The following is a 26,458-nucleotide window of genomic DNA, read 5'->3' as shown; positions in this document are numbered from 1 at the left end:
AGCTGGACCGCATTGTTGCTCTGTGCGTGACCTGAAGGCGACTGCTGTGGATGTAGGGAGAACCACATTGAAGGTCACTACTGGAGGAAGGAGTCGCGCACGTTGCGTTCGGCGTCCACCGCAGCTATACCGTCATTGACCCGCTTGCGTAGGGGACGCAGAACGGATGCTGAAGCAGCAAGTGCGACGCCGAGTCCGCACATCATAGAAACGAAGAGGGGCACATCCACTCCCACCAGACGGCCACCGAAATAGACTATGGCCACCGTTAGGGCAACTGCACCCAACCGGGCACCGTTAAGAACGATGACGTCGCGGATCAGCCGACTAGAGGCAAAGTCATACACGCCGCACATACTACTATCTACTATAGTAGCAACGTGCCAGCCCAGGCCCAGCAGGTGCCGGGCGCGCCACCACGACGCGAAAGGCACTTTCCCTCACTGGTATGGGTCTTGAAACCGAAGCTACCCGAGGGTGTCGGTGTTCGAGTTGCAACCCAGTTCTGGCCGTCTGATACACCTCTTCAGACCTGAAGCACGAGTTAACAGTGCCTGTTGATCTACCGCCAGCCGAAGTAGCAGTCTCGTCTGACATCGATTAGCGGCCTTGACGTCGGCCGAGGCGTCCCACACAACCACTACGGCCTGTAATTACTATGCGAAATAGTATTATTCCGCGTTGCGATCGCGTCGAACTACCACGGCCAGCGCAGACGAGCAGCACAACGGAGAGTAGGGCAGCTAGTGGCACAACCGGGGACGGGCACCGCGCCGGCTACAACCGTGAAGCAAGACCTGGCCGTTCCCGTCGAGTCTCACCGCCTCGATCTTGACGGGCTGCGCGGGGTTGCGATCATGCTGGTCGCGTGCTTTCACATCTGGTTAGGCCGTGTCTCAGGCGGTGTTGATGTCTTCTTGGTGTTGTCGGGCTACTTTTTTGTCGGATCACTCCTGCGGCATGTCACTGCCAGCCAGGCGCCCTCCGCCGGCTGGTGGTTCACGATTTCGCCAATCCCACGTCTGATCCGGTTGGTCCGCCGGTTAGTGCCGGCCTTGGCTGTGGTCCTGATCGCGGTCGTCATCGGAACTGTAGTCGTCTTCCCTCAGACGCGATGGCTCACTACAGGGCGTGAGGTTGTGGCCAGTGCGCTGTACTACCAGAATTGGTATCTGGCCTTCAGGTCCCAGGACTACACCGCTGCAAGTTCGGTCAACAGCCCGTTGCAGCACGTGTGGTCCATGGCAGTGCAGGGCCAGTATTTTGTTGTCACATTGGTCACGGGACTTTGTATCGGCGCTCTGCTCAAGCTCGCCGCCCGTAAAGTCTCGGCTGCGGCACATCCAGCGGTTTTACGCGTAATGGTAGGCATTGCGATCACTGGTGTGGCGGCGGTGTCGCTGTATTGGGCGACGATGCGGATGGAGGTCAACCAGCCGTTCAACTACTACGACACCGTTGCCCGAACCTGGGAACCGCTGGCCGGCGGTCTCATGGCTGTCTGGGCTCCGACGATCAAGTCTTGCCGGCTGCGCAGCGCGATGGCATTCACCGGCCTAGGGCTAATTCTGACCAGCGGCTGGTGGATAGACGGACTGCGAAGCTATCCTGGGCCCTGGGCCCTGGTCCCGGTCTTGGCCACGATGGCGCTAATTCTGTCCGGGAGCGTGAGTCGCGCGGCCGCAGGCAGTACAGGTACTCCCGTTAACCGGCTACTGGCAACCGCTGTCCCAGTCTGGTTGGGATCGATCGCCTACGCGATGTACTTATGGCACTGGCCGCTGCTGATATTTTATTTGTCCTGGAGCAAGTCCAATCATGCCGGCGTTGTTGGCGGCCTATTCGTTCTGAGCACGTCGATCGCTCTGGCATGGGGAACCTGCCGGTTTATCGAGCAACCCCTACGCGCGGGCTCGCACACCGCGCTTTCGACTGCGTCGTGCGACGTCACTGAGCAGGGTGGCCAGCTACGTCGTCGCAGACCCATGACGTACACGAGCGTCACCGTAAGTCTGCTGCTCGTCGGAGTGCTGGCCTGCGGCGTTGCTATCAAAGTTTGGGACCATCATGTCAGTAGCCTTCGCGTCGACACTGCAAATCTCGACCCGACAATTTACCCTGGAGCTCGCGCCCTGCTCGACGGCATGCCAGTGGCACCCGTCGATCCGCAACCGTCGCCGCTCGAAGTGGTCAAAGACCTCCCCATCACATCGCTGCGGGGAGAAATTAGCGATTTCGCCGACCCGGAGGTCCGCGTGGGCACTTACGGAGATACCACCGCCAGCCGCACGATCGCGCTGGCCGGCGGGTCGCACTCCGAATTTTGGATTACTGCACTCGATGAGTTGGGAAAGAGAAACAATTTTAAGGTCACCACTTATCTCAAAATGGGATGCCCACTGTCAACCGACCCTATGCCCACCCAGCGGGGCGTTCCCTACCCCGGCTGTTTCGATTGGGTTCAACGAGCCATGCAACAGATCATCGCGGATCGTCCAGACGCTGTCTTCACCACCACGACCCGACCTCGCGACACTGCTCCGGGAGACTGGGTTCCCCCGACCTATTTGCCAATCTTCGCCCGATTCGCCGCTGCGGGCATCCCCGTACTCGGCATGCGCGATACTGTCTGGCCGCACAACGACGACGGTCTCATCGATACCCCAACGTGTTTGGCCGAAGGCGGCAGCGCAAACGACTGCGGCACCCCACGATCGCTCGCGCTCGAACCGACCAATCCAACATTGGCGATCCTCGCCTCCAACCCCAACGTGTTGCCGCTAGACCTATCTGAAGGTTTATGCAATAAGAGCATGTGCCCCGCTGTGATCGGCAACATTGTCGTATACCACGACTGGCACCATCTCAGCGCAACCTTCGTGCGGAGTCTGACACCAGAGTTGTGGCGACAGATGCGTACATCCGTGCCGTGGCTTACGCCGTGAAAGGGCGGATGAGGCATCGAAGAAAGAAGCCTGGCGGGCCCAGCGGTGGTGCTCTAAACACGGCCCTCGGGCGAGTCGAGTGGACGACATGGCTGTTGACCGTCTTCGTCATCACGACTCATCAGGAGGTAAACCCGGGCAACGTCCTTCGCTGGGCGGTCACCACCATTCTCGCATGGCCCGGCAACACCCGACGCCCATGATCGATCGCGCCACTTGCCTCTGACCTGCCCAGAACAAACGACACGGTTCCCCGTTCCGACACCGCCGCTGAACAACTAGCCAGGATAGTAGTAACCTGTCCGTGCTCTCCTCGATATCAAACCGTTTCCATCCTGCCCGCCGTTGGACTGAAGGACATTTCCTTGGCACGACACCGCAGAACCGATCCGACACTGCCCGTTCCTGGCATGCTTGATCTTCGACCCGCCCGTGTGGTGGCCGCGCCGGCCCCCTCGCCACCAGATCGAGGCGGTCACAGCAGACAGTCGCGCTGGTCCAACCTGGACGGCATCGACTGCCGGGCCCTTCCGAGCCACTTGCGCCCACTCAGATTAAAACTGTCATGCCACCACACGCGTTGCGCTCTCGATCGACGAAAGCGCCCTCTGCGTTGACCTTTGCGACCCCGCCCGCCCGTCGCCATGCTGCCAGCCCTGACTATCAAGACTTCGCGCCGAGGCCTCGCCCACAGCACCCGATCATCGCCAATTATGGTTCAACCGCCCTGACACCCCTTGCCCCCTGGGAGCGGTCGCTGTGTGACGAGGCTGCTAGAGGCTGCGAGCTCGCGACAGCTAGTTTTTTGGAGCGGCTTGACAACAAGGACCTGCCGGGCACGTCGGCTCGATCGACCACTGCTGCCGGCATCAGCGGCTCCCTCGTTGCCGCTGTGGTTTTGCTCGCGGCTGGGGGCACGGCGGCTACTGCACTCGCTGATCGACCCGATCTCGCAATCACCCCGGTGGCCCAGACCATCAGCGAGCCCGTCACCGGCCAGCCCGTCACCTCGCCGCAGCCTTTCGCTGCCGCAAACACCCAAGAAGGCTCCCCCACGTCGCCGCCGATACCGCCGCTCGATGAGCTGACCACAGCCATGCGGGACCTAGTCGAGCCAAAACAAGGGCTACCTCCCGAGCCGCCCGCGCCGCCGCGGCCGCGCTCAGCCGCACCCACCTACGGAACCTTGACATCGAGCTATGGGTCGCGCTGGAACACTACACACTACGGTCTTGACATAGCCAATACCATTGGCACACCGGTGGTTTCGACCAGCGACGGTGAAATTATCGATTCAGGGCCCGCCGATGGCTTTGGGTTATGGATTCGCGTCCTCCAGGACGACGGAACGATCGGCGTGTATGGGCACATCAACGAGACATTGGTGAGTGTTGGACAACGGGTCTTGGCTGGCGAACAGATAGCGACGGTGGGAAACCGTGGCAATTCCACCGGTCCGCACCTGCACTTTGAGGTTTGGCAGCAAGACGGACTCAAACTCGACCCCGCACAGTGGCTAAGCAACCGGGGAATCGTAATCGAGTAGTCCACTAAGCGGGACTACACACGATTGTGGGGCTTTAGTGGTATGAAGCAATTGGGCACCCTGGAGGGTGACGTCATGAACGCCGTCTGGAATGGCGCTCCTGAAGCGCTGTCAGTGCACGACATCCTAGCCGTCTTGACCGACCGACAACTGGCGTACACCACCGTCTCGACCGTTATGACCAATCTCTACGGCAAGGGCTTCCTGACCCGCAAAAAATTCGGCCGGGCATATCGATACTGCGCGACGTACAGCCGTGAAGAGGTGACCGCGCAAATCTTGCGCGGCATACTCCATTCCAGCGACGACCCCACAGCAGTCCTAGTTCACTTCGCACAAACCGCCTCCTCCGAAGAGACCGAGGCGCTACGCGATGGTCTGCCTGGAAAACGGCTCCGCCAATGACCCTTGCAGTGACGCTGGCCCTGGCGGCGGCCCTCATCGGGGTGACTATGCCCCGACTCCTAACATTTCACCAAACCACCGCGTCGCCGCGTCTCATGATTATCTGCTGGCTAGCTAGTATCGCCGCATTTGTGTTTTTGGCACTGTCGGCGGTGGTGGTGGCCGCCTGGCCCGACCACGCTCCCGCCGAGAACGTCACCGATATTTGGATCCGATGCCTAAGCTCGGCGCAACATACAATGTCGCCTTGGGTATCCGAGATCGCGTTAGGCGCAGCCTCTTTCGTCGCAGTGTTTTTGTCGGGCAAGTTCACTGCTGCCGGGCGACGGCTACACCGTTCCCGAATGAAAGTCCGCAATTACCACGACGATGTACTTACAGTCATCGCCCGCATCAAACCCGATCCCGACAGTCGATACCCGGTTTTGTGGCTCGACCATCCCCTACCATTTGCCTACAGTATTGCCGGTAGCCCCGGGCTGGTCATAGCGACTGAGGGCCTAAATACGTTCTTGACGCCCACAGAAGCGGCCGCCGTCCTCGAACATGAGCGCGCCCATCTACACAGTCGCCATCACGACATCCTGGCGATCTGTGCTGTGCTGGCACGTACGGCACCTATCGTCCCTTTGTTCAGCCGCGCTCCGGCGGCGATATCCATACTCGTCGAACTCGACGCCGACCGCGTCGCCGCGCGTAAGACCAGCCCTGCCAACGTTCACTCAGCCCTATGTCGAGTCCTTGAGGTTCAAGGTGGCGAACCCTCTGTTGAGGCCATGGGCTACACATCTACCGCACCTGACCTCAAAACCACCAACGACCGACGATTACACGTTCTGAGCGCCGCCACCTTACCGACCCCACACCACCTCATCTACGCCGCTGCGGCACTCCTGCCCCTGGCGACAGCGGCCATCTCCGCGATCGTAGCGATGGCCACCCTGTCGGCGGCGTACTGTTTCTTCGCTTCCTAGCCTGCTACGCCACTCTTTGCGTAACTCGGCACTCGAACGTCCTATCGTCTGAACTTTTTTGTGCAAGCGAACCACCTGTCGCAGGTCATGTTGTCGTTTGGAATACCGTTTGCGCTGATTCCTCTGGTGCGGTTAACCAGCGATCGCACGCTAATGGGACGGGACACCAATCATCGCGTCACAAGTGCCATGGCGTGGCTAACCGCGGTGGTCATCATCGTTTTGAATGTGGCGTTGATCTATCCCACCGTAGTCGGCTAGGTCTGCTTCGACAGTCCGTCGGAAATCGCTTGCAAGACAGTGGTCCTGCTGCGAGCACGCGGCGGGTTGGTACGCTTCCGCTGATCCGAATCCCGGACCGACGAGCCGGAGCGTCGGCTATCGCCAATCGGCTTCGTCGACGGCGCATAGCTTTGATGCCTCCACCCCGTTGGCTGTCTAAGTTGAGACCGCCCACACTACGAACATGTCTTGCGAGCCGACCCGCAACCAGGCCATACTTGCACGCATGCGCATACGACTACGTAACGAGTTTTGATGGGGGCCGGACACTCGCACAGTGGCATTGAGCCCGGGGGTGCGGCCAGTGCATCTGGACGCCATGTTCGTCGCCTGTGGATGGCGTTGGGGCTGGGTCTCATTACCCTGCTGGCTCAGGTGATTGTGGGTTTGGCGACGTCGTCGCTGGCGTTGCTTTCTGATTCGGCGCATGTGTTCACCGACGTGCTCGGGGTGTCGATGGCGTTGGTGGCGGTGATGGTGGCTCAGCGGGCCGCTGCTCGAGCTGATCGCACGTTCGGGTTGTACCGGGCCGAGGTGTTCGCAGCGTTGTTCAATGCGGTGCTGTTGTTTGCGGTCGCCGCCTGGATCTTGTACGAGGCATCCCAGCGGCTCTCCGATCCGCCCGAAGTTCCGGGAGTCCCGGTCATCGCGGTCGCGGTGGTGGGGCTGGTGATGAACGTAACCGCGTTCGCGCTGTTGCGATCTGGCGCCAAAGAGAGTCTCAATGTTCGGGGTGCTTACCTCGAGGTGATGGCCGACATGATCGGGTCGTTCGGCGTGCTGGTCAGTGGGGTGCTCACGGTGCTGTTTGGGTGGCGGTACGCCGATCCGCTCATCGGGGTCGGTATTGCCCTGTTCGTGTTGCCGCGAGCATTCACCCTCGCTCGTGGGGCGCTGCGTATCTTGCTTCAGCATGCCCCGGCAGGCATCGATGTCGACGCGGTGCGCGCGGATGTGGTCGCCGTGGAAGGAGTGGTGCAGGTACACGATCTGCATGTGTGGACGCTGACCTCGGGCATGGAGGTGGCCTCGGCTCATGTGGTGATCACACCCGATGCCGACTCTGCTGTGGTGCTCGCTGCTGTCCAGCACATGTTGGCTGCCCGGCACGGTCTCGAGCACGCCACCGTGCAGGTCGAACCCGCGCAGGGGTCGGGCTGCCACGACTTGTCGTGGTGAGTGAGCAGCCCTCTGCCCCACCGGGCGCCGGCGGACTTTGCATACACCTGCACGGGTGGCCGCCCGCACGGGGTCAGCTGATGTCGGGGACTCCGAGTGCGACCAGCATGGTCATGAGCAGCAGCCAGCCGATGCCTTGCCAAATCGGCCAGGTGCCGCCGCGCTTCCAGACGCGGTAGGTCTGGGCCAATGCGCCCAGCCCGCCGAGGAAGAAGATGGCCGGCGCCCCGAAACCCCAGATGGGCCAGCCGGTCTTGTTGTACAAGATCACCGCGGCCAGACCTGCGGCCATGACGGTCGCGAGGTAGGCGCCGCCTGTGCGTAGGGCGGTGGGATCATTCCACGACTTGCTGACGTCGTCATCGTTCACAGCAGAGGGCCTTTCACAGTGGGTCAGGTTTCGTCGGCCAGGCGTTGCACGACGGGCAAGAGATCCGCGGCGGTGACCGCCCGCAAAAACACCGCCGCCGCTCGGTGCTGGCGGTCCAAGACAACGGTGGTGGGTACCACTGACGTTGGGGTTCCCAGCGCGGCGAGGGTGCGTCCGTCGTAGTCGTAGATCGACGGGTAGGTCACCGCGCGGTCGACCACGAAATCGCGGGCTGTTTCTTTGCGGTCTCGAAAGTCGATCCCCAAGAACGCAACTCCGCGTTCTTTGGTTTGGGCGTAGACCTCTTCGAGTACCGGGGCCTCAGCGCGGCAGGGTCCGCACCATGAGCCCCACACGTTGATCACGACCACTTGCCCGGTGTAGTCGTCCAGGCGAATGGTCTTCTGATCAGCGAACAGATCGGGGCCACGCAGCGCGGCAACCTTCTGGCGACTGGCGGGCGGATCGTAGAAGATGACAGTTTGCCCGTTCGGGGAAACGAACTCGAACGAATCGCCTTGGCGGACCGCATCATCGCCGGTACCGCACCCAGCGAGGGCCAGTGTGAGGGCCGCCACCACCGCGATGGCCCATCGCCACCTGGGGCGCGACGGTGGTGACGATGTCGTGGTGGTCATCGGCTGCTTCCCAACTGACGAAGAAAACGGTTGTAGGACTCGAGCTCGTCGTCGTGCTGCGCGGTCTGGGCCGCGGTGGCAGCAGAGGACATCTTTTCTTCATCGCGGCGCCACCGGGAGGCGAAGACCAGCACGATCAGCAACGCCACTGGCTCGCCGTAGGACCACGCCAGCGCTCCGGCGATGGACTGGTCCTCGACCGGATCGATGCCCCACTGCGGCGGTGGGTCAGCGAAGCTGGCTACCAGGACGGTCGGCGACATCATGAACACCACTCCGAAGAACACGTGTAGCGGCATCTCCAAGAAGATGTCGAGGAGCCGTCCGATGTTCGATTGTCGTCGCGGCAGCGGACCGATCGAGAGAATCGGGATGATGAACAGCAGACCGCTGACGAGGAAGAACACTTCCATGGCGGTGTGGCCGACCCAGGTGGTGTTGAGGGCATCGAAGATCGGTGACAGATACAGACCGTAGAAACTGAACAAGAACACCGGGATCGCGAAACCCGGGTGCAGCAGCACCCGGCTCGGCAGTGACCTGGCCGCGCGGAGGATGGCTCGCCGGATACTTCTGCCCGTGCCCTGGTTCGGTACCACGGCAAAGAGCAGCAACCCGGGTGAGCCCAGGACCAGTAGCGGGGGGACCAGGGTGGATAGGGTCATGTGCTGGAACATGAAGGCGCTGAACAGTCCGAGACCATAGCTTTCGATGGCCAGCCCGGTGACCGCGATCAGGATGAGGCACCCGGCCAGAAAACTCACCGAACGATGCCACGGCCATCGTCGACCCTGCCGGCGTAGCCGCAGCAAGGCCGCACAGTAAGCAGCTCCAAGCACAGCGCCCACCGCGGGCAACAGCGGAATCGCGGGCAGGTCCCATCCGACCATCGCCAGGAGGTTCGGCGGCGCCTGGGGCAAGTCCATCAACGCAACGCCCATCGCTTTATACCGCCATCCTTTCGCTTACTCGCCATCGACTACCGGCCGCTGACCCGGCGGCCACACCACGTAAACTACTAAGCATCGTAGTAGCACGAAGTGAGGAGCGATGACTTGACTGTGTACCGCGGTGGTGTTGCTGTGACCGGGGCCTGCTGATGAGCCGTAGCGTTAAGGTCACCTTGGGGGTGGTGTTTGCATTCTGCCTGGCTTTGACCGCAGTGTTCGTGGTGACCCGGGCCGGTGACACCGCTACCGAGTCCGACGGCGCGGTGGTGCGTTCGGACTCGCAACGGTTGACCTCGCCGGCGGACTCTGAGGCCACGTTCGTCGAGTTCCTAGACTTTGAATGTGAGGCGTGTGGGGCCATGTACCCCGCCGTGGAGCAACTGCGCCAAACGTACGGTGACAGGGTCACGTTCGTGGTTCGATACTTTCCGTTGCCGGGCCATTTCAACGCCGACCGGGCGGCGCGGGCGGTGGTCGCGGCTGCGAACCAGGGCCGGTTTGAGGCGATGTACCGGAAGATGTTCGACAGCCAAAAACAGTGGGGTGAACAGCAGGTGCCGTTGGATGATTTGTTCGCGTCCTACGCCGCCGACCTCGGCCTGGACATGACTCAGTTCCAGGCCGACTACACATCCTCGGCCACACGGGCGCGCATCGATGCCGACCTGCGCGACGGCGCCGAACTGGGGGTCCGCGGCACCCCAACCTTCTTCATTGACGACGCTGAGGTGGAGGCCGGCAGCTACGATCAACTCAAGGCCGCATTGAACGACGCTCTGGCACAGTGACTTCGATGTCGTCGCACCTGTCCGGCACCGGTGATGATCCAGGTGTGCGGAACGATCCTGGGGGACGCGCTGTGCTGTTTCCGCGGTTGCTTCGGTGGGTGCTGGGCGTGTGCGGGGTCATCGGCCTGATCGCAGCGTTCACGCTGACGGTGGAAAAGTTCGAGCTGGCCACCGACCCGGACTACACCCCCACCTGCAGCCTCAACCCCATTGTGAACTGCGGGTCGATCATGGATACCCCGCAGGCTGCGGTGTTCGGTTTTCCCAATTCTCTGCTGGGTATCGCCGGGTTCACCGCTGTCCTCGCGATCGCAGTGCTGCTCACCCCCGCCACTCCCGCCTGGATATGGATCAGCACCCAGGTGGGGTTGAGCGCGGCCGTGGTGTTCGTCCATTGGCTGATCGTGCAGAGCTTGTACGAGATCGGGGCGCTGTGCCCGTATTGCATGGCGGTATGGATCGTGGTGGTGGTGGCGTTCTGGTACGTCACCCTGCGCAACCTTGACCAGATGATCGTCAGGGGCCGGGCACGGCGTCTGGTCGATGCATTGATCAGTGTGCACTCGGTGGTCCCGGTCGTGTGGGCGCTGAGCATCCTCACGCTCATCATCATCGAGTTCTGGTGGTACTGGTCCACTCTGGGCTGACCTCGTACTCCTCACCGACGCACGCGCGCCTGGGGTGGGGTTAGATCGGCAGGGTGGTGTCGGTGATGAACATGTCCCGGACCCACACCACAAAGTGGTCCCAGATGCCGGTGATCAGCGCGATACCCACCGCCACCATCAGCAGCCCGCCCACTATCTGGATGCGCCGCGAATTGCGCCGCAACACGCCCACAGCCCGCACCGCCCACGCCGAGCCAAACGCCATCGCCACGAACGGCAGCCCCAAACCCAGGCAGTACGCCACGATCATCGCCACCCCCGAGCCGCGGTGGTGTCAGCGGTACCGCTGGCGGTGGCGATGATCGCCGCCAGCGTCGGCCCCAGACACGGGGTCCACCCCAAAGCGAACACCCCGCCCAACAGCGGGGCACCCACCAGGTGCGATACCTGACGAGGATGAAACCGCGCCTCCCGTTGCAGGACAGGAAAAGCACCGATAAACACCAGCCCCATCACAATGGTGATGACGCCACCGACGCGCTGAAGAATCTCGCGATTGACGATCAACGTCGAGGTGACACCAAAAATGGTGGCGGTGGCCAACACGAACACCACAGTGAACCCGGCGACAAACAATAGTGCAGCACCGGCCACCCGGAACCGCCGAATACCCTGCAGCGCATGACCGTCCGCCTCCGGGGAGTTTCCGCCTGCGGAAATGCCGACGAGATAGGACACATACCCGGGCACGAGCGGAATGACACAGGGTGAGGCGAACGAGATGAGTCCGGCCGCCAGGCATGCACCCAGCGCCAGAAGCAGCGGCCCACCGGCCGCTGCGGTCGAGAACGCCTCGCCTACCCCGGCCACCGCAAAGTCGGACACCTGCGCCCTCCTCGCTGTTTCGTGCACACACCGGACACGACCACCCTAACTACTACGCACAATAGTAGTTTTGTTCGGGGTGTATTCACACCCACGGACAGACGGCGTGCCCGCGCGGAGCGGCACGAATTAGAGCGCGCTGCCGGCTACCCAGGTGTCCCAGGGCACGCTCCAGTCGCCGTTTTGCCACAGTTCCAAGGCAGGCCCGCCGGTGTTGCGCACTTCCACAACGTCGCCGGTGACCGAGAAGTCGTAGAACCACCGGGCGTTGTCGGGGTTGAGGTTCAGACAGCCGGCGGACATGTTGGTATTGCCTTGCTGGGCAATGGTATCGACGAGCTCGTGCAAGTAGATACCGTCGTTGCTGATGCGGGTGGCGTAGTTGATCGATTGGCGATATCCGAGTCGAGAGTTCACCGGTAGCCCGTAGGTGGAGGAGTCCATGATGACCGGATTGGCCTTGTCCAGGACGGTGTAGATGCCCGGCTGAGTCCAAAAGTGGATGGTGCGGCCGTTCACCGTTTCGGTGCCGCCGCGGCCCATCGAGGTCGGCATGGTGCGCACCAGTTCCCCGTTGGCGTACACCGATACCTGCTTGGTGGTGTCATCGGCAATCGAGACGTGGGCATCGCCGATCGTGAAGGACACGCGCACGTCTTCTTGGCCGTATAGTCCGTTGCCCAGGTCCACTCCGTAGACGTCGGCTGCCACGGTGACCGCGGTGCCCGGTGCGTAGTAGTCGCGGGGCCGGTAGTGCGCGGTCTGATCATCGATCCAGTTCCATTGCCCTTCGACCGCCGGCTCGGTCTGCACTGACAGCGCTCGTTGGGCCGCGGCCCGGTCGGTGATCGGCTCATCGAACCGTACGGCCACCACCAGCCCTACCCCGTAGGCGCGTCCGGAACTGAGCGTGCCGCCGCCAGTCGTCAACAGCGACGGTTGCGTCAGGTTGTTCGGTGCGACCGTGGTGAACGCACTGGTGTGGTCGGCGGTCCGGCCTTGGGCGTCGGTACTTGTTGCGACCAGCTCATAGGTTTTGTTGTAGCCCAACGGCGTATCGGGTTTCCATGTCAGCCGGTCGGGGGTCATGATCCCTGGGATGAGGCGACCGTCGTCGTTGGTCATCACCACCTCCGCCAGGGTGCCGCCGGTGACGGTCACCATCACCGCGGTGAGCGGGTCGACATCGCGGGCACCGGGCGCGGGAGCAAATGTCACGGCGGGCGCGTCCACCGATGCCGACGCCCCCGAACGCGACGGCGGTGAGGAGGATCCCCCGTTACTGGAAGAGCACGCTGCTGCCACGCCAGTGATCAGCGCGCCGGCCCCGGCCACGAGCACACTCCGGCGATTGAGCTGCACCCCATTCCACCCAGACCGCTGCGTCGGCACTAAGAACACTCCTCCGTCGTGACTACTAGGACGATTAGTAGTTTACGGAACCAGAGCGGACATACCGGACACCGACGAAAACATTCGACAGGCCACGTTACGGGATCTCAACCCTGATTGAACCAAGGTCGGGAATTGCCGGCTATCCACTTGCGGTAACGAGACGGTGCGCCACCGCACCACGCGGTGGTGGGAGTTTGCCGTCGGGTGCGGCAGTGGAACCGATGGAGGGCGGCACAGAAAACTCGATCCGGTGCAATGGTTAGGCAGCTGCGGCGTCGAGGTCGGATGAGCCTCGGTGGACGGGCCCCGACGTGGCAGAGACAATAAAGGTATGAAACGGCTGGGAGCACTCGAAGCGGACGTCATGGACGTCCTGTGGAGCGCCGGACCGCAACCGCAGTCGGTGCACGACATCCTCGACGCCCTCGCAGATCGGCAGTTGGCGTACACCACCATCTTGACCGTCGTGACGAACCTGCACACCAAGGGCTTCCTCAACCGCGCCAAGGTGAGCCGTGCGTACCTGTACTCACCGGTGCAGACCAGGGAAGAAGCCACCTCCCAGGCCCTGCGAGACATCCTCGATCGCAGTGACGATTCGGCGGCAGTGCTGATGCATTTCGCCCAAACCGCCACCCCCGCAGAACAAGACGCTCTACGGAAAAGTCTTCGCACCAAGCAGGCTCGGCGGTGACCCTGGCCCTCACCCTGGGACTGGCCGCGGCACTGATCGCAGTGCTGATGCCGCGGCTATTGCTGCGTCCCCTGGCGACCACCGCGCCCAGGTCGATGGTCGCGCTCTGGCTGGGCAGCATCGCCGCGTTCTTCCTCCTCGCCGTCTCGGCGGTGGTCGTGGCCGCCTGGCCCCGCCACGCTCCCGGAGAAAGCCTCACCGACGTGTGGATCCGCTGTTTGAGCTCAGCGCAACACACCATGCGCCCCTGGGTCACCGAGATCATCATCTCGGTCGCAGTGGCCGTGGCTTCCTATATCGCGGTTCGGGTCGCGATCGTCAGCAGTCGCCACCGTCGCTCGCGCCTTCAACTACTGGACTACCACCACGACATCGTCACCGTGCTGGCGCGCACCGGCCAGCAGGACGGGCCGTACCCGATCCTGTGGCTCGATCATCCATTGCCCTTCGCCTACAGCATCGCCGGCAACCCCGGATTCGTCGTCGCCACCGAAGGCCTGAAAAAGTGTTTGACCTCCTCAGAGGCTCAAGCCGTACTCGACCACGAAAGGGCCCACCTCAACGGCCGCCACCACCGCATCCTCGCAGTCTGCGAAGTGCTGGCCTGCGCGCTGCCGTTCGTGCCGTTGATGACCCAAGCGCCGACCGCGATCGCGGCCCTGGTCGAACTCGACGCCGATCAGACCGCCGCCACCGCCAGTGGCGCCGCAGTCCTACGGTCAGCGTTGAGCCGGGTTATCGAACAACAACAAAGCACAATCACCCCCGGCCCCAGCCAGGCTGCGCCACGCACAGAGCCCACACCACCACCGACCGCCGACTACGCACCCTGGGTGCTCCCCTCGCCCCGCACCCGACCGCGTTGACCTACACCGCGTACGCCGTGATGCCCGCGGCCATCGCGGCCACCGCCGCAGTGGCGACCATGGCCGCGCTCTCAGCCCTCTTCTGCACCATCGTGTCCTGACCTGTCGCCCTTCGGAGGCTGATCAGAGTCAGGGGTTGGCGATGTCGGGGTGTGCGGTGTCGCCGCTGTTGGCTCTGCCGGCGGTGGGACTGCCTTGTTGTGGTCATCCTTGTCGTGGTCATCGCGGGAGTGCAGCACCAACAGCAGCGCAATCGCGCCCAACCCCGCCACGACCAGAACGATCACAACCACCACCACCCAGTTATCTGCCAGCTTGCCCTCGGGGTCATCGCCGGGATGCAAACCTGTTGACGGACTTGTTGTCGCCGGCACACCCGTCACCGTGCCCGCTGGCGGTGGCGGTTCAACACCTGTCGCCGAGGGCACCGACGCGGTCGGCGCTGACGACGACGGGGCCACCGAAAAAGCGACCTGGCCCGTGATCGGGTGTCCATCCGCAGAGACCACCCGGTAGTTCACGGTGTAGGCGCCCGAACCCAGAGCGGTTTGCACCTTGACACTGACCTGCGCTCCGGTGACCGCCGGGGCAGATACCTGCACCGGCTCGCTATCAGTGCTCAGGACCGCTACCTCGGCAAAATTTTTGGAGATGGACTGGTTGAACACCAAATCAATCGTTGCCGGAGCCTGTTCCAGGACCGCCCCATCGGTCGGGGTCGACGATGTCAGCGCACTATGCGCCGACGCCTGCCCCACACCCAGCAGCAACGAGCCCACTGCGGCGAGCGCGGCAATCGCGACCAGCCTTCCTACAGTCACCAGCCATGACGCGCGTCCAGATTCGTGTTGTCCCACGCCGCGAAACTACTATACGAAGTAGTAGTTAGCCGAAGGCGGTACACCCTCAGGCCTCGCTGCGGTGGGGGTCTGCGCATAGCTCAGTGACGCTCTCTGATCTGATGAACTCCCCTGTTTCCGGTAGGTCACCGCCCACGTCGCCCGTGGGGCGCACACTGAAGCGGGCGAGGAGTTCTCTTCGTTGGCTATCAACGGACAGGACCCCATGGACGGCGATGAGGTTCGCGCGGCCCTCGAGGTCAGTTGCACGATCGCAGTCGCCGTCGGCATGCTGATGGAATACAACAACGCGTCCTCCACCGAAGGCCTCGAGCTGCTGCACGCCATGGCGATTAGTTCGAAGATCAGCGTGCCCGACGCAGCGTGGGTGGTCATGACCACGGCCCCGATGGGCCGCCCCTGACGTGAGCAATACTGGGCTTTACCTATGCCGCTCCGATCACTTTCACCACCACCGTCATGCCACTGGTCCAACGCGGTTCTGCGCCAACATGATGCCGAGGAGGCGAACGGGCATGCCGGGTCAACAGAACGTGACTGCGCTCGTAGGTACTCCTCAGATCGCGGACTGCTAGATGTGTTTGCTCACGCGGAGGCTATGGCTTCCAATGCGGCGATAGTGGCCGAGAGTTTGGCGGACGCATCGGTGGCCACCGGCGCAAGTTCGGCGACCCCGGAGACCTCGACCATCAGGTCGGGATTCATCGCTTCGACGACCGAGTTCGATGGATTGGTGGGGTCGGTGCGGACCACGACGTTGCAGGGCAACAGCAGGCCGATCTGCCGGCTGACCCCCAGTGCGCGATGGGCCAAAGATGGATTACAGGCGCCCAGGATCAGGTAATTTTCCATGTCCGCATCGATCTTTGTTTTCAGAGTGTCTTTGACGTTGATCTCGGTGAGGATCCCAAAACCTTGGTCGGACAGTGCGGCGCGGGTTCGTGCGACTGCCTCATCGAACGGGAGGTTGAGGACGGTGGAGATGGCCAGTGCCATAATAGTTTTCCTTCCGGGCGGGGTGTACGTGTTCGGATTCAGCGGAGTTCGGTGCGGCGTGGTAGTCCCAGGCGGTGCATCAGCAGGCTGGCCGGGCACCAGCCAACAGCAGCGAAGAGCAGCAGGTTCACTGCTACGAAGGCGGTCAGCAGCAGCCACCAGGTCGACAGGCCAGTAGCCAGGGCCAGGCTCACGAGAATCATGAATCCTGCCAGAAGTGGCACTGCTCGGTCGACCGTCCACCTAGCGGAAGTTGTTCGGGTGTTCATCGGGTAGAGGCCTTTCTGGTGGGTGCTTAGTGGGAAAACGAGATCGCGGGCAAGACCTTTCGAAGCCAGATCGGTGACCACCATGCTGCCCGTCCGGTGATTCGGAGCAGTGCTGGTAGGAGCATGAGCCTGATCAGGACTGCGTCGAGCAGAACGGCAACACCGAGGATGATGCCCATCTCTTTGGGCGGCAACGGGTCCGCCAGTGCGAAGGTGAAGAACACCGCGACCATCACCGCTGCCGCGGCGAAGATGATCCGTCCCGAATGCGCCATGCCGTCGATCTGCGCAGTATCGGCATCGCCGGTGCGTTCAAAGTGTTCTTTGGCGGTCGCGAGCAGGAAGACGGTGTAGTCCATGGCAATCGCGAAAATCATGGCGAAGAAGAACACCGGCCCCCAACCGTCGAGAAACCCTTGCGGAGTGAATCCGAGCAGTCCGGACAAGTGTCCGTCCTGAAAGATCAGCTTGGCGACACCGAACGCTGCTCCGGTCGACAGGAGGCTGACGACGGTGCCGATCAGCGCAATCAGCGGGGCTTGCAGTGAGACCAACAGCAAGGTGAACCCGAGAACCAGGATGATGCCGACAATCAGCGGGAAGTAGTCGTTGAGGGCCTGTTGCAAATCAAGATTCTCGGCCGGCGCACCGCCGACCAGCGCATCAGCGGGCAGAACGTTGCGGAGGTCATCGACGATGGTGCCGAGCTCGGCATCGGAGGGATCAACCGCAGGCAGTGCTTGCATCAACACGTAGTTGGTGCCGTCGAGCGCCGGTAGCGGAGGGGTGATCATGCTGATGCCAGGGGTTTGTGCCGCCGTCGTGGCAGCCTGCTGCGCCTGTGCCGAGGGGGCCACGATCTGGAGCATGCCAGGAGCACCGTCCCCCATCTGCTGCTGAACCAGTTCATAACCCTGACGCACTGGTGCCTCCTCGGGGACCACCGAGATCGACGGCATAGCCACCTTGAGGCCAATGACCGGAATAGCCAGCGCAATCAACACCGCCAGCGAGCCGATCGCGAACGGCCACGGATGGTTGTGCAAGATCGTGCCCCACCGTTCGAACAACGGCGAACGATGTTGCTGACGTTGGGCGTACGGGAGCGAAGCAGCGTTCACCTTCGGACCCAGTGCGCCTAGGGTGGCCGGGAGCAACGTCAACGTAGCCGCGAGAACAAAGGTCACCGCGAGCATGATGCCCACAGCCATCGTCCGCACCGCCGGAGCCGGCACCAACAACACCGCCGATAAACTCACCAACACGGTCAAGCCCGACAGCACCACAGCTTTACCGGCGGTATCCATCGTTTCGGCGACCGCATGGGCCTTGCTGGTGTGATGTCTGAGAGCGTCCCGGAATCGGGAGACGATGAACAGTGCGTAATCGATGCCCAGGGCGAGGGCGAACATCATCGCAAAGTTCATGGCCCACACCGAGATCGGCGTCACCTGATTGAGCACAACGAGGCCACCGGCCGACGCGATTAGCCCCGCGATGGTGAGCAGCAACGGCAGCCCCGCGGCCACAAGCGAGCCGAACGCCAAGACCATGATCGCCAGAGTGACCGGCCACGAGAACAATTCGGCCTTGATCATTGCGTCATGGTTGGCCTTATTGAAATCGCTCCACAAGGCCGAGGCCCCTGTGGGATACACCTCGACACCATCGCCGGACAGTCCGGTGAGCTCCGCCTTGACCTCGTCGACAGCCCGCACCATGTCGTCGGTGTTCGCATTCGCGCCGGCGATCAAGATGCCGGTGTGCTGATCCGGACTGATCGTCATCCCCGGTTGTGGGGGCACCACCGCTCCGAACCGGGAGTCACCGCCGAACACTGTCGTGGCATTCGCGATCGTTTCTTGCATCACCGGGCTGTTGATGGTGTCGCGGTCAGAATGGATGACGACCTGCACCGCAGCCGACGAGTTCCCGCCGAAGTGCTGCTGCGCCAGCTCCCGCACCTGCACGGACTCAGACCCGTTGGCCTGCCAGCCGGCACCGGCCAAGGAAGAAAACACCGATGGCGCGGCCGCCCCGAGACCGACGAGCACCAACAACCAGACGGCGAAGACCCAGCGGGATCGCCCAGCCATCGCCGCACCCCACCGGCCCAGCAGACCAGGCGCTGAGCTCGGTGGCGAACTGGGCTCTTGTTCGGTGGTCGAGATGCCGGGCATGGAGACGATCCTTCTTTCTAGGTGAAGACTGAATACCCCCTGGGGTATGTACGGAGCCCGACGGTACCCCCGGGGTATCATTGGGTCAACCCTCGATCGGACCGCGTTCCCATACCCCCTGGGGTACCGTGACGCTTGTTACACAAACAGAGAGGCATGACCGGTGACCGGTGACGAAGAATCAATGGCGGCCGTACTGAACCGACTCCGCCGGGCACAGGGACAACTCTCCGGGGTGATCGCGATGATCGAAGCAGGCCGCGACTGCAAAGACGTCGTCACCCAACTGGCTGCAGTGTCCCGAGCTCTCGACCGCGCCGGTTTCAAGATTGTCGCCTCAGGAATGCGCCAATGCATCAACGGCGCCGACGGCGACCAACCGCCCTTGACCGAAGCCGAACTGGAGAAACTGTTCCTAGCCCTAGCCTGACACCCTTACCAAACATCAGAGCTGTTGTGCGGACCAAGATACGAAGTCCTCGGACGGACTCACCTATCGACAGCGGGCCGAAATAAGGCAATAGTCAGCAGTACGATCACCGCATCCGCCTATGCGCGATCCACACAATCGCCAACCGCTGCGGCCTCAACCCACTACCCGTGGCGCAGAACACATTTCAGCACCGACCAGGCCGGTTCGGCGTGGACGATGACCGGTTACACGCTCGCCCTGGCCGCGGTCATCCCGCTGTCGAGCTGGCCGCCGCACGTTTCGGCACCAAGAAGGTTTAGTTTCGGCACCAAGAAGGTCTATCTGACATCGCTGGTGCTGTTCGTCCTGGGCTCGGTCACCAACCGAGAGCTGACCTGAAACACGCACACGTGTCCGTTGCAGTAGAGACCGTGCGACCGTTCCTTTCACCACTACGCCGACAGTGACGTCGTACTGGGTTTCGGGACCAGCCCCGACAGAGAGCGCGGCGACCTGCCCGGTGAAGATTTGGGCGCCACGGCCCCAAGTACCACCTGCGTTGCGTAAGAGTCTGTCTAAGCGATTTAAGCACCCTCGTTAGAGCCAGCCAACCGGACGGGGTACAACCAATCTGGTACTTGGCGGGTAGTTCCGTCGGGGAGCCTTCGCTCGTCTATTGCGAGCAACTGTGTTGCTCGCGCACCTCGTGCGCTCACGGGAGAGCATTGTTCTCACAGGATTGATGCGTCACGCTCGGCGAGCCACGCCACTGGGTCCACGTTCTGTCCTGAGGGGTCCTGCACCTCGAAGTGCAAGTGGGGTCCTGTGGATTGTCCGCGGTTACCGACGGTGGCGATCTCCTGGCCGGCGGTGACGAATTGTCCCACCGTGACGGTGTTTTCGTTGTTGTGTCCGTAGGTAGTGATGGTCCCGTCGTTGTGCTGGATGCGAACCCACAGCCCGAATCCCTGTGCCGGGCCCGAGCTGATGACCACCCCGTCGGCGACGGCAACGATGGGTGTTCCTGTCGAGTTGGCGATGTCGATGCCTTGGTGGTTGCGGCCGTCACCGAACGGGGAAGTGATTGTCCCCGAGGTCGGCGCGACGTACTGCCGGCCGACGGTCGAAATCTCAGTTGGAGTTTCGATTGGTGCCGGCGGGCTGGAGGTGTCCGGAGGCAGTGGTGGCGTGGTCGACGGGACGGGCGCCGACGGAGTTGCCGGTGCGGCGCTGGGTACGGGGGCGTGGATCCGATAGATGCCGTCGATTCGATGGCCTGTGTGGTGGTTGTCGATGGCGGCGGCGGCGTCAGTTCAGGAGTTGCGGGCGCGGTGGCGCTGAGCTGCCCGGCGTGTGTGGGTGATGCGAGCGCAGGTGCAGGTGCAGGTGCGAAAGAGGATGCCAGAGTGTGGACGATGGTCGGGCTGTGCGGAGTCCCGGCGGCGGTGAGAGTGGCAATGATGTCACCGAAGTGCAGCGCTCTCATTGCTTCGGTGGTCTCGCTGGGATCGAGATTGGCTAGGGGGCTCAGGCATTGGGCGAGGGCCTGGGCATCGACGTAGGGGGCACCGAGGGTGGCGAGTGACCACTGGGCAACGCATGTGCCCACCTCGCGGCCCACTCCTGTCAGAGCAGCAACGCCGTTGTCGGTGACCATCGCCTGGGCGTTCATTACCGCCAGCTGCAGCAATTCTCGTCGGATGTGGGTGCTGTCGGCGACGGGCTGATCTCCCGACGCCACGTCGGCGACCTCGTCGGACACGAGCTGATGGGCGTTCATCAGGGAGAGCTCGGGTGCTGACGCCGGCTGCTGTTCTTGCTGTGGGTGGACAAGAACTAACGCCCCGGCTGCGGCGACCACACAGCCTGTGGAGGTTGCCGCTGTCCAACGGCGGCGTGTTCGCGGTCTGCGGGAACGAACAAATACTTCAAAGCGCACGGCAACGCTCCTTTTGGAGGTGTCGGGAAGGGGCGGACCGCACGAGTTTTGACAGGGTCCACCACCGGGCGTAGACCCCACTATTGCACTCCTTTCCCAGATGCACCATAGGAAACAGCAGCCTCATCTGAATCACAAACATGTGATTACAGGAGTCGGCTCAGCGCGTGAGATCGATTGTGTGCCCGTAAATTTGGTCCACACTCACTGTTCGACGCAAGTTTCTGGCGAGGTGCACTTAGTGCGGCTGCGACGAGCGACCCCGCGTAGGCACTGGGCAGCAGACACAAGTTTCTGTCATCGGCGGGACTGTCCACTACGATAAGGGTCAATACCTCCCAGGGGTAAACCCAGAAAACGACAGCGAGCGCAGACACAAAGGGGGTGGACGATGTCAGGGTTTGTAGGCGGTCATGGCAGCACTGATGTTGTCCTGCGTCATCGGCCGGGCCGCGGTCGCTGGTTGACCGCGGCGGCGATGGCGTGCGCCGCTTTCGCTGTACTTGTGGGCGTGTTGTTGATGCATTCGGTGCCTATGGTGCACCCACCGGCCGGGCACGGTTTAGCCGGTGTTTCCACCGCTACGGTCACGCACCCGGCTAGCCATGACCACACCGCCCTCGCCGATCTGACCGCCCTCGGGATGCACGGCGCAGGCGTGGTGATGGATATGGGTTGCGGCGACGGCTGTACGCCGCACACCGGGATGGCGATGTGCATGGCGGTGGTCAGTGTGGTGGCTGCCCTGCTGATGACACGTCGGCTAGTGGCGCATCTGCCCACCGTCGGTGGGGCCCACCAGATGCGGTGGACGGGCAGGTACACCTCGCGTGCACCGCCGTGGGCGACACCCTCGTTGGAGAAGTTGTCGGTGTTGCGGATCTGACAGACGAAGTGCCCTGGGCACTTTCGTTGTGACGTTGTACGTGCTTATCGGCGCGTCGCGATCCCTGATCCCCACACATCCACATTTCTTTTCCAAGGAGACGATTATGTTCTTGACCCGTTCTGCCCGACTCAAAGTTGTTGTATCCGGTGCTGGTGTCGCTGCGGCCGTGGTGTTGGCCGGCTGTGGCGGTGACGGTGGCCACGACATGGATTCGATGGGTGGCGACTCGATGTCGGCGCCTGCATCTACCAGCACGACCGCTCCCTCGACTTCGACGGGGGCCACCGCCCAATTCAACGACGCCGATGTGATGTTCGCCCAAATGATGTACCCCCACCACGCCCAGGCTGTCGAGATGGCCGAGCTGGTACAGGGACGCACCACCAATCCTCAGGTCATCGAGCTGGCCGCGGCGATCAAAGCCGCTCAAGGCCCGGAAATGGCGCAATTACAGCAGTGGCTGCAGCAGTGGGGTAAACCTGCTCCGAGCGCCGATATGGGCAGCATGGACCACGGCAGCGACGGCATGAGCGGCATGATGTCTGAGCAAGATATGACCGAGCTCAAAGCCAAAAACGGCGCCGAGTTCGATCAGGCGTGGCTGACAATGATGATCGAGCACCACACCGGTGCGATCGAGATGGCCAACACCGAAATCGCGGACGGCTCTAACGAGCAGGCCAAAGAGATGGCTCGCACAATCGTGCAAACCCAGCAGGCCGAAATCGACACCATGAAGTCGCTACAAGCCCAGTCCTAACCCCTCAACAACTGTCGCAGGGCCGGAACCTACTGATGCGGTCAGTAGGTTCCGCCCTCGACCAGTTGCCCCCTCACCCTTCTTCACCTCAGGAACGGCTCCCTCCCCCGGCCCTCTGGCCGGGGGGCGGGGCCGCTGAGCTTTGACTTACGGAGATTTCATGCGCACCCCTCATCACCGAGGGCTCCTGGTGCTGGTGCTCGTCATGGCGACACTGGCCGCCTGTAGTTCCTCCCCCTCACCGTCGACGTTGAGTTCATCCTCACCGGCAGCAACCTCGGCGGTCGACGCGCCGCAACTGACCATCACCCCCGGCGACGGCACCACCACGGTGAAGCCCACCGACCGGGTTGAGGTTCAAACATCTATGGGCACCTTGGAATCGGTGGTGCTGACCAACGAGACCGGAGCCCAGATCGCCGGGTTCTACACCCCGGACCGAATAGATTGGAAACCCGCTGTTCCCTTGGGGTATGGCCGTACTTACACGCTGACCGCCACTGCTGTTCACGAGGATCAACGCACCGAACGCACCATCTCGTTCTCGACGGTCACACCGGGTAACCAGACCAAACCGACCTTTGTCAGCACCGGCGGAAACCTGCTCACCGACGACGCCACCTACGGGGTAGGGATGGTGGTGGTCGCCCAGTTCGACGAGCCGATCGGCGACCGGGCCGCCGCCGAACGTTCACTCGAGGTGCGGACCGATCCCCCAGTCACCGGTTCGTGGAACTGGGTCGACGAGCGAAACGTGCACTGGCGTCCTCGCGAGTACTACGCCCCCGGGATCACCGTGACCGTAAGCGCGAACATCTACGGGGTTCAGTTGGGAGAGAACCTATTTGGGCAAGAGGACGTATCGACCTCATTCACCATTGGTGATGCGCACGTCTCGATCGCCGATGACACCACCAAACAAGTCTCGGTGTTCAGCAACGGCGAGCTGGTGCGCACCATGCCTACCTCGATGGGTCGCGGCGGCACCGAAACGGTCAATGGCCGCACCATCCATTTCTGGACTCAGTCGGGCACGTACACCGTCCTGGACAAGGCCAACCCGGTCATCATGGATTCCTCCACCTACGGACTCCCGGTGAACTCTCGCCTGGGCTATCGCCAGTCGATCAACTACGCCACCCGCATCAGCAACGACGGCATCTACCTGCACGAGCTTGTTGACACCATCGCCCAGCAGGGCAACACCAACATGTCCGCCGGATGCCTCAATCTCAACCCGGACAATGCGCGCTGGTTTTACGACTTCTCGGTACCAGGCGACATCGTCGAGGTCCGCAACACCGGAGGCCCCCCACTGGAGCTCTGGCAGAACGGTGACTGGAGTGTGCCGTGGGACCAGTGGCTCGATGGAAGTGCGCTGCAATGATATTCACTGCCCAACGACGCAGGGCCGCAGCAGTAGTGTTCCTGGTGGGCGTGGTGGCGGTAGCGACTGGGTGCACCTCCGCCGCCCCTGCCCCCCGCCAGAATCCCTCAGCTGGTGTCGGCGACGTCACCGAGGCGATCACACTGTCTCCGGAGCTGACGCATCTGCATGGGCTGCAGCTGTCCGCCGATCGCACGCTACTGGCCGGAACCCACACCGGGCTGGCTGCGATCACCCCCGCCGGCGCCACCACCGCCGTGGGCACCTCCGATGACGACCTGATGGGTCTAAGCGGGATACCGGGCACTGATGTGGTCTTTGCCTCGGGGCATCCCGGCCGGTCCAGTTCGGCCCCCAATCCCTTGGGGCTGCGGGCCAGTACCGACGGTGGACGCACCTGGCAGGATCGCTCGCTAGTGGGCGAGGTCGACTTTCATGTGCTTGCCGCCGACGAGGGCCTCCTGATCGGCTCTGATGGGGGTGCACGCCTGCTGATCTCCACTGACGCCGGCCACACCTGGAGTGCTGGAGCGCAGTTGGTGCCACGAACGCTGGCGATCAGCGCCGACGGTATCTGGGCAGCCACCGAGGACGGGATCGTGTGGCGTAGCACCGACGGCGGGCGCTCGTTTGCCCGCATCGCCGCGCCGACCATCGCGCTTCTGGCAGGCAGCGGCAGCGCGCTGTGGGCGATCGATGCCGACGGGTACGCCTGGCAACACTTCGAAAACCGGCCGTGGCTCAAGCATTCGTGGATCGGTGCTCCGCACGCACTCACCGTCGCGCCCGACGGCCTTGCCTATGCGGCGTCGACCACCCAGTTGTGGGTTCTCCAACCCCTCACTTGAATACCCTAGGGGGTATGGTAGACATGGGGTGGGCCTTGATTGAGGGTCTCCGCGCAGGGCATGACCCGTGCGGCACTGAAGAAGAAATGGGGTTGTCATGAGTACGTCCACTGTCACTGTCACCGGAATGACCTGCGGACATTGCGCTTCGTCGGTCCGGGAAGAGGTCGGCGCCCTGGCGGGTGTGAGCGAGGTCGATGTTGACCTGAGCACCGGCAAAGTGACCATCACCAGCACCGACACCATCGAGCCGTCGGCGGTCAGGGCTGCGGTGGCTGAGGCGGGGTACCAGGTCGCCGAGTGACAACGGCAGACCCCGGCGCCGGACGAATGTCGGTGCGGCGCCGGGTATCTGCCCTTCCCACCCGTTACATGAGCGAGGAGAACGATTGTGAACACGGCGACCCGGTTAGCTCTGTACGGTGCGGGTCTGGTGGCCGTCTTTGTCGCCGCCTTCATCGCGGCCGGTGCTGTGGTGCCTGATCGGGTCGCGAGCGACTGGACCACTTCAGCCGACCACACCGCCCATACCCCCACCACGGACGCCGCTACTGCCCCTGCACCCGAGGCCGCACCGGTACGCGGGGTGTCGATCGCCGCTGACGGCTTTGCCTTGACCGGCCTAGCAGCCCCCACCCGCGTCGGTGAGAGCGGCGAGCTGGCATTCACCATCGCCGGCCCGGACGGTCGCCCCGTCACCTCGTTTGCCACGTCCCACGACAAACAGCTGCATGCGATCATCGTCGCCACAGATGGCAGCCACTATCAGCACGTGCACCCCACGATGGACGCCGGTGGGCGGTGGGCGTTGCCGTGGCAATGGCCCGCTGCCGGCAGCTATCGCGTCTTCGCTGATTTCGTGCCCGCGGCCACCGGAACCGCCCTCACGCTGACCAGCACTGTGACCGTGGCCGGCGAGGTAGCACCATCGTTGCCGCGGCCAGTAAGCGCGACCGATGACGTGGCTGGCTTTCAGGTCAGCCTCCAGGGAAGCCTCAGCACCGCCGGCACCTCGATGGTCACGGCCCGCATCAGCCGCGACGGCAACCCTGTGATGACCCTGCAGCCTTACCTGGGCGCCTACGGACACCTCGTTGCCCTCCGTGAGGGCGATCTGGCCTACCTGCATGTGCACCCCGAAGGCGCGTCCCCCAGTGGCCCGGACCAACTTTCCGGTCCGCACGTGCAGTTCGCGACGAGCGCACCCACCCCGGGCCGGTATCTGCTGTATTTCGATTTTCAGGTGGACGGCCAAGTCCACACCGCCGAGTTCGTCCTGCAGACCACCGGGGCGCAACCCACGGCGCCACCGGCAGGACAACCCGCCCCGAACCCGTCTGCGCCCACCGACGCCCACGGTGGTCACTAACCACCGCCATTGGACAACCACCGC

Annotated in this window: 30 protein-coding genes and 1 pseudogene; 20 read left to right on the top strand and 11 right to left on the bottom strand. The window is 62.8% G+C overall.

Annotated features, from left to right (window positions below; translation table 11 throughout):
• Positions 1–77 precede the first annotated feature (77 nt).
• On the bottom strand, positions 78–347 hold the full coding sequence (locus MVA47_RS01460; RefSeq protein ID WP_165842600.1) for a DUF4229 domain-containing protein: 270 nt from the start codon (positions 345–347) through the stop codon (positions 78–80).
• Positions 348–785: 438 nt separating this feature from the next.
• On the opposite strand from MVA47_RS01460, the gene MVA47_RS01455 reads away from it, so the two are divergent.
• The 6 genes from MVA47_RS01455 (at position 786) to MVA47_RS01430 (ending at position 7,331) form a co-directional block, all read left to right on the top strand.
• Positions 786–2,945, top strand: coding sequence for an acyltransferase family protein (locus tag MVA47_RS01455; protein ID WP_030174586.1), 2,160 nt, complete (start codon positions 786–788; stop codon positions 2,943–2,945).
• Between the two features lie 805 nt (positions 2,946–3,750).
• Positions 3,751–4,491 carry a M23 family metallopeptidase gene (locus MVA47_RS01450; RefSeq protein WP_030174584.1) on the top strand — a complete coding sequence of 247 codons (741 nt, stop codon included), beginning with the start codon at positions 3,751–3,753 and terminating at the stop codon, positions 4,489–4,491.
• 42 nt (positions 4,492–4,533) lie between these two features.
• Positions 4,534–4,896, top strand: coding sequence for a BlaI/MecI/CopY family transcriptional regulator (locus tag MVA47_RS01445; protein WP_030174582.1), 363 nt, complete (start codon positions 4,534–4,536; stop codon positions 4,894–4,896).
• Between the two features lie 8 nt (positions 4,897–4,904).
• Positions 4,905–5,870 (top strand): M56 family metallopeptidase, encoded by a 966-nt coding sequence (locus MVA47_RS01440; RefSeq protein ID WP_247206389.1) that lies wholly within the window; start codon positions 4,905–4,907, stop codon positions 5,868–5,870.
• Between the two features lie 48 nt (positions 5,871–5,918).
• Positions 5,919–6,131, top strand: a complete 213-nt coding sequence (locus MVA47_RS01435) for a divalent metal cation transporter (protein WP_370623765.1) — start codon at positions 5,919–5,921, stop codon at positions 6,129–6,131.
• A gap of 276 nt (positions 6,132–6,407) precedes the next feature.
• Complete coding sequence (locus MVA47_RS01430) at positions 6,408–7,331, top strand: cation diffusion facilitator family transporter (protein ID WP_030174578.1); 924 nt, start codon at positions 6,408–6,410, stop codon at positions 7,329–7,331.
• 73 nt (positions 7,332–7,404) lie between these two features.
• Here the strand turns inward: MVA47_RS01430 and MVA47_RS01425 are convergent, their stop codons facing one another.
• The 3 genes from MVA47_RS01425 to MVA47_RS01415 are packed head-to-tail and all read right to left on the bottom strand — an operon-like array spanning position 7,405 to position 9,280.
• The gene (locus MVA47_RS01425; protein ID WP_030174576.1) at positions 7,405–7,701 is read right to left on the bottom strand and encodes a hypothetical protein; all 297 of its coding nucleotides are present in this window, start codon (positions 7,699–7,701) and stop codon (positions 7,405–7,407) included.
• A gap of 23 nt (positions 7,702–7,724) precedes the next feature.
• Positions 7,725–8,339 (bottom strand): TlpA disulfide reductase family protein, encoded by a 615-nt coding sequence (locus tag MVA47_RS01420; RefSeq protein ID WP_030174573.1) that lies wholly within the window; start codon positions 8,337–8,339, stop codon positions 7,725–7,727.
• The gene (locus MVA47_RS01415) at positions 8,336–9,280 is read right to left on the bottom strand and encodes a cytochrome c oxidase assembly protein (RefSeq protein ID WP_030174570.1); all 945 of its coding nucleotides are present in this window, start codon (positions 9,278–9,280) and stop codon (positions 8,336–8,338) included. The genes MVA47_RS01420 and MVA47_RS01415 overlap by 4 nt, the downstream gene beginning before the upstream one ends.
• Before the next feature lie 158 nt (positions 9,281–9,438).
• Between MVA47_RS01415 and MVA47_RS01410 the strand changes: the two genes are divergently transcribed.
• Together MVA47_RS01410 and MVA47_RS01405 are read left to right on the top strand one after the other, a co-directional pair.
• Positions 9,439–10,077 (top strand): thioredoxin domain-containing protein, encoded by a 639-nt coding sequence (locus MVA47_RS01410; protein WP_062801228.1) that lies wholly within the window; start codon positions 9,439–9,441, stop codon positions 10,075–10,077.
• 5 nt (positions 10,078–10,082) lie between these two features.
• Positions 10,083–10,724 (top strand): vitamin K epoxide reductase family protein, encoded by a 642-nt coding sequence (locus MVA47_RS01405; protein WP_084248565.1) that lies wholly within the window; start codon positions 10,083–10,085, stop codon positions 10,722–10,724.
• Positions 10,725–10,764: 40 nt separating this feature from the next.
• Here MVA47_RS01405 and MVA47_RS01400 read toward each other — a convergent pair.
• Together MVA47_RS01400 and MVA47_RS01395 are read right to left on the bottom strand one after the other, a co-directional pair.
• A pseudogene (locus tag MVA47_RS01400) lies at positions 10,765–11,570 on the bottom strand (cytochrome c biogenesis CcdA family protein).
• Positions 11,571–11,699: 129 nt separating this feature from the next.
• Positions 11,700–12,932 (bottom strand): Ig-like domain-containing protein, encoded by a 1,233-nt coding sequence (locus MVA47_RS01395; protein ID WP_051722010.1) that lies wholly within the window; start codon positions 12,930–12,932, stop codon positions 11,700–11,702.
• Between the two features lie 364 nt (positions 12,933–13,296).
• On the opposite strand from MVA47_RS01395, the gene MVA47_RS01390 reads away from it, so the two are divergent.
• Entirely contained in the window at positions 13,297–13,659 is a 363-nt protein-coding gene (locus tag MVA47_RS01390) for a BlaI/MecI/CopY family transcriptional regulator (RefSeq protein WP_247206388.1), read from the top strand.
• The gene (locus MVA47_RS01385; protein WP_247206387.1) at positions 13,656–14,525 is read left to right on the top strand and encodes a M56 family metallopeptidase; all 870 of its coding nucleotides are present in this window, start codon (positions 13,656–13,658) and stop codon (positions 14,523–14,525) included. Before MVA47_RS01390 ends, MVA47_RS01385 begins: the two co-directional genes overlap by 4 nt.
• A gap of 71 nt (positions 14,526–14,596) precedes the next feature.
• Here MVA47_RS01385 and MVA47_RS01380 read toward each other — a convergent pair whose 3' ends face one another.
• On the bottom strand, positions 14,597–15,346 hold the full coding sequence (locus MVA47_RS01380) for a copper resistance CopC family protein (RefSeq protein WP_247206386.1): 750 nt from the start codon (positions 15,344–15,346) through the stop codon (positions 14,597–14,599).
• A gap of 220 nt (positions 15,347–15,566) precedes the next feature.
• Between MVA47_RS01380 and MVA47_RS01375 the strand changes: the two genes are divergently transcribed.
• Complete coding sequence (locus MVA47_RS01375; RefSeq protein WP_133248756.1) at positions 15,567–15,788, top strand: ANTAR domain-containing protein; 222 nt, start codon at positions 15,567–15,569, stop codon at positions 15,786–15,788.
• A 182-nt stretch (positions 15,789–15,970) separates the two neighbouring features.
• On the opposite strand, the gene MVA47_RS01370 is transcribed toward MVA47_RS01375, so the two are convergent.
• The 3 genes from MVA47_RS01370 to MVA47_RS01360 are packed head-to-tail and all read right to left on the bottom strand — an operon-like array spanning position 15,971 to position 18,830.
• Positions 15,971–16,381, bottom strand: coding sequence for a DUF302 domain-containing protein (locus tag MVA47_RS01370; protein WP_030174542.1), 411 nt, complete (start codon positions 16,379–16,381; stop codon positions 15,971–15,973).
• A gap of 38 nt (positions 16,382–16,419) precedes the next feature.
• Positions 16,420–16,650: a DUF2892 domain-containing protein gene (locus MVA47_RS01365; RefSeq protein ID WP_030174540.1), complete on the bottom strand. Its 231-nt coding sequence runs from the start codon at positions 16,648–16,650 to the stop codon at positions 16,420–16,422.
• Positions 16,651–16,676: 26 nt separating this feature from the next.
• Positions 16,677–18,830 (bottom strand): MMPL family transporter, encoded by a 2,154-nt coding sequence (locus MVA47_RS01360; RefSeq protein ID WP_247206385.1) that lies wholly within the window; start codon positions 18,828–18,830, stop codon positions 16,677–16,679.
• A 163-nt stretch (positions 18,831–18,993) separates the two neighbouring features.
• On the opposite strand from MVA47_RS01360, the gene MVA47_RS01355 reads away from it, so the two are divergent.
• Both MVA47_RS01355 and MVA47_RS27170 read left to right on the top strand, forming a co-directional pair.
• Entirely contained in the window at positions 18,994–19,260 is a 267-nt protein-coding gene (locus MVA47_RS01355; RefSeq protein ID WP_247206384.1) for a metal-sensitive transcriptional regulator, read from the top strand.
• 219 nt (positions 19,261–19,479) lie between these two features.
• The gene (locus tag MVA47_RS27170) at positions 19,480–19,641 is read left to right on the top strand and encodes a hypothetical protein (RefSeq protein WP_374474033.1); all 162 of its coding nucleotides are present in this window, start codon (positions 19,480–19,482) and stop codon (positions 19,639–19,641) included.
• Between the two features lie 332 nt (positions 19,642–19,973).
• Here the strand turns inward: MVA47_RS27170 and MVA47_RS01345 are convergent, their stop codons facing one another.
• Positions 19,974–20,258 (bottom strand): M23 family metallopeptidase, encoded by a 285-nt coding sequence (locus tag MVA47_RS01345; RefSeq protein WP_374474031.1) that lies wholly within the window; start codon positions 20,256–20,258, stop codon positions 19,974–19,976.
• Here MVA47_RS01345 and MVA47_RS01340 point away from each other — a divergent pair.
• The 7 genes from MVA47_RS01340 (at position 20,230) to MVA47_RS01310 (ending at position 26,434) form a co-directional block, all read left to right on the top strand.
• Positions 20,230–20,499 carry a hypothetical protein gene (locus tag MVA47_RS01340; protein WP_247206398.1) on the top strand — a complete coding sequence of 90 codons (270 nt, stop codon included), beginning with the start codon at positions 20,230–20,232 and terminating at the stop codon, positions 20,497–20,499. The genes MVA47_RS01345 and MVA47_RS01340 overlap by 29 nt on opposite strands.
• Positions 20,500–21,572: 1,073 nt before the next feature.
• Positions 21,573–22,067: a DUF6153 family protein gene (locus tag MVA47_RS01335; RefSeq protein WP_247206383.1), complete on the top strand. Its 495-nt coding sequence runs from the start codon at positions 21,573–21,575 to the stop codon at positions 22,065–22,067.
• Positions 22,068–22,173: 106 nt separating this feature from the next.
• Entirely contained in the window at positions 22,174–22,830 is a 657-nt protein-coding gene (locus MVA47_RS01330) for a DUF305 domain-containing protein (protein ID WP_030174530.1), read from the top strand.
• A 160-nt stretch (positions 22,831–22,990) separates the two neighbouring features.
• Positions 22,991–24,217 (top strand): Ig-like domain-containing protein, encoded by a 1,227-nt coding sequence (locus MVA47_RS01325; protein WP_247206382.1) that lies wholly within the window; start codon positions 22,991–22,993, stop codon positions 24,215–24,217.
• Positions 24,214–25,065 (top strand): exo-alpha-sialidase, encoded by an 852-nt coding sequence (locus MVA47_RS01320; protein ID WP_247206381.1) that lies wholly within the window; start codon positions 24,214–24,216, stop codon positions 25,063–25,065. The genes MVA47_RS01325 and MVA47_RS01320 overlap by 4 nt, the downstream gene beginning before the upstream one ends.
• A gap of 97 nt (positions 25,066–25,162) precedes the next feature.
• Entirely contained in the window at positions 25,163–25,369 is a 207-nt protein-coding gene (locus tag MVA47_RS01315) for a heavy-metal-associated domain-containing protein (RefSeq protein WP_030174521.1), read from the top strand.
• Between the two features lie 87 nt (positions 25,370–25,456).
• Entirely contained in the window at positions 25,457–26,434 is a 978-nt protein-coding gene (locus MVA47_RS01310) for a hypothetical protein (RefSeq protein WP_247206380.1), read from the top strand.
• Positions 26,435–26,458: the final 24 nt, after the last annotated feature.

It is taken from the genome of Williamsia sp. DF01-3 (genome assembly GCF_023051145.1).
Lineage (GTDB): Bacteria > Actinomycetota > Actinomycetes > Mycobacteriales > Mycobacteriaceae > Williamsia.
Note: the sequence above shows the minus strand (reverse complement) of the source record. Positions and strands in the feature narration are given on the sequence as shown.

What these genes read in the sequence shown, in the direction of transcription:
- MVA47_RS01445 (WP_030174582.1), top strand. Translation starts at nt 4,534, where the DNA reads ATGAAGCAATTGGGCACCCTGGAGGGTGACGTCATGAACGCCGTCTGG.
- MVA47_RS01430 (WP_030174578.1), top strand. Translation starts at nt 6,408, where the DNA reads ATGGGGGCCGGACACTCGCACAGTGGCATTGAGCCCGGGGGTGCGGCC.
- MVA47_RS01420 (WP_030174573.1), bottom strand. Translation starts at nt 8,339, where the DNA reads ATGACCACCACGACATCGTCACCACCGTCGCGCCCCAGGTGGCGATGG.
- MVA47_RS01415 (WP_030174570.1), bottom strand. Translation starts at nt 9,280, where the DNA reads ATGGGCGTTGCGTTGATGGACTTGCCCCAGGCGCCGCCGAACCTCCTG.
- MVA47_RS01410 (WP_062801228.1), top strand. Translation starts at nt 9,439, where the DNA reads ATGAGCCGTAGCGTTAAGGTCACCTTGGGGGTGGTGTTTGCATTCTGC.
- MVA47_RS01405 (WP_084248565.1), top strand. Translation starts at nt 10,083, where the DNA reads ATGTCGTCGCACCTGTCCGGCACCGGTGATGATCCAGGTGTGCGGAAC.
- MVA47_RS01390 (WP_247206388.1), top strand. Translation starts at nt 13,297, where the DNA reads ATGAAACGGCTGGGAGCACTCGAAGCGGACGTCATGGACGTCCTGTGG.
- MVA47_RS01370 (WP_030174542.1), bottom strand. Translation starts at nt 16,381, where the DNA reads ATGGCACTGGCCATCTCCACCGTCCTCAACCTCCCGTTCGATGAGGCA.
- MVA47_RS01365 (WP_030174540.1), bottom strand. Translation starts at nt 16,650, where the DNA reads ATGAACACCCGAACAACTTCCGCTAGGTGGACGGTCGACCGAGCAGTG.
- MVA47_RS01360 (WP_247206385.1), bottom strand. Translation starts at nt 18,830, where the DNA reads ATGCCCGGCATCTCGACCACCGAACAAGAGCCCAGTTCGCCACCGAGC.
- MVA47_RS27170 (WP_374474033.1), top strand. Translation starts at nt 19,480, where the DNA reads ATGACCGGTTACACGCTCGCCCTGGCCGCGGTCATCCCGCTGTCGAGC.
- MVA47_RS01340 (WP_247206398.1), top strand. Translation starts at nt 20,230, where the DNA reads ATGACCACCCCGTCGGCGACGGCAACGATGGGTGTTCCTGTCGAGTTG.
- MVA47_RS01335 (WP_247206383.1), top strand. Translation starts at nt 21,573, where the DNA reads ATGTCAGGGTTTGTAGGCGGTCATGGCAGCACTGATGTTGTCCTGCGT.
- MVA47_RS01330 (WP_030174530.1), top strand. Translation starts at nt 22,174, where the DNA reads ATGTTCTTGACCCGTTCTGCCCGACTCAAAGTTGTTGTATCCGGTGCT.
- MVA47_RS01325 (WP_247206382.1), top strand. Translation starts at nt 22,991, where the DNA reads ATGCGCACCCCTCATCACCGAGGGCTCCTGGTGCTGGTGCTCGTCATG.
- MVA47_RS01320 (WP_247206381.1), top strand. Translation starts at nt 24,214, where the DNA reads ATGATATTCACTGCCCAACGACGCAGGGCCGCAGCAGTAGTGTTCCTG.
- MVA47_RS01315 (WP_030174521.1), top strand. Translation starts at nt 25,163, where the DNA reads ATGAGTACGTCCACTGTCACTGTCACCGGAATGACCTGCGGACATTGC.